3 protein-coding genes are annotated in these 1,226 nt (G+C 44.9%); all 3 read right to left on the bottom strand.

What is annotated here, in order from left to right; translation table 11 throughout:
- Positions 1-224: 224 nt before the first annotated feature.
- Positions 225-431: a type II toxin-antitoxin system HicB family antitoxin gene (locus MiSe_RS49205; protein WP_226594855.1), complete on the bottom strand. Its 207-nt coding sequence runs from the start codon at positions 429-431 to the stop codon at positions 225-227.
- Between the two features lie 6 nt (positions 432-437).
- Positions 438-521: a hypothetical protein gene (locus MiSe_RS53520; RefSeq protein ID WP_373873059.1), complete on the bottom strand. Its 84-nt coding sequence runs from the start codon at positions 519-521 to the stop codon at positions 438-440.
- Between the two features lie 22 nt (positions 522-543).
- A partial coding sequence (locus MiSe_RS49200) for a molybdopterin dinucleotide binding domain-containing protein (protein ID WP_307731700.1) occupies positions 544-1,226 on the bottom strand: 683 nt, incomplete at its 5' end.

Here is a 1,226-nt window from a genome sequence, read left to right as displayed (position 1 = left end):
TATTTTTGTATCCATAGCTGATCCGCGTGGATTTTAGATTTTGGATTATGGATTGGTGCGTCAGGCGCAAGCGGTTAACTGGGGTAAAAACTCACCAATTATATGCGCCTGACACACCCTACAGTCTACCTTCTGCCTTTTCCAGGTGTACCAAAGCATTGTAATCTGGGATGCCGGAGACATGCGATCGCTTCTTCTGATACTCTTCAATCCCAATCCAACGATCAAACTTCAACATACTGACACAAACTTGTTGGTTCTGGAATCGACTCACCATTTAAGCGCATTCCTTCTAGATGAAACTCGATTGCTTCGCGAATCATTTGCTCAATTTCTTCTATAGTATCCCCCACAGCAACACAACCGGGTAAATCGGGTACATACGCTGAGTAATTACCCTCTGCTTGTTCAATCACGACAGCATAACGCATTAGTTTTCATCCTCCAATTGTGCTTGTTTCCAAATGCTTGCCAGAGTGCCTATAACTTCCTTTAGTCCGAACCAAATACCAGCCATCCATTTCTAGTAGCTTGATAACTTCTCTAACTTTCATGTTGGCTCTTTTCCAGATGCACAATAGCATTGTAATCTGGGATGCCGGAGACATGCGATCGCTTCTTCTTATCCAACAATACATTCCCTTCAGGCCAGTGTACCTGCAAATTCCCCGGTTTCACAGCAGCGATGTAAACTTTCCCCTGCAATTCCCCTAAATCGTTCTTCAAAACTACAGCATCTCCCTGTTTTAATCCCAGTTTTTCTGCATCTTCTCGACTCATCAACACCGCTTCTCGAAAAGCACCTGTAATCGCATCTTTCTTTTCTTGTACCATACTGTTAAATTGCTTTCCGCGTCGCGTTGTCACCCAGAAACAACCCTGCGGCAATTCCTTCGGCGACGGAGACAAAACGGCAAAATGCGCCTTCCCATCCGGTGTGGGGAAATTCCAACCAAAAGCGAGATGGGAACCGCCATATTGGAATTGATCGCCAGCTTCTTTTAAATGTTGAATTCCCGCATACTGGGGAATCACCAAAGCAATTTCTTGCCGAATTGCTGCTGTACTCTCTTGTGGGATAGGCATCTTGCCTGTCTGATTTCCATCTTGTGGGATAGACATCTTGCCTGTCTGATTTCCATCTTGTGGGATAGACATCTTGCCTGTCTGATTTCCATCTTGTGGGATAGGCATCTTGCCTGTCTGATTTCCATCTTGTGGGATAG

This window comes from Microseira wollei NIES-4236 (assembly GCF_020521235.1).
Lineage (GTDB): Bacteria > Cyanobacteriota > Cyanobacteriia > Cyanobacteriales > Aerosakkonemataceae > Microseira > Microseira wollei.
The sequence above is the reverse complement of the archived record's forward strand: the minus strand, read 5'-3'. Positions and strand labels throughout refer to the sequence as shown.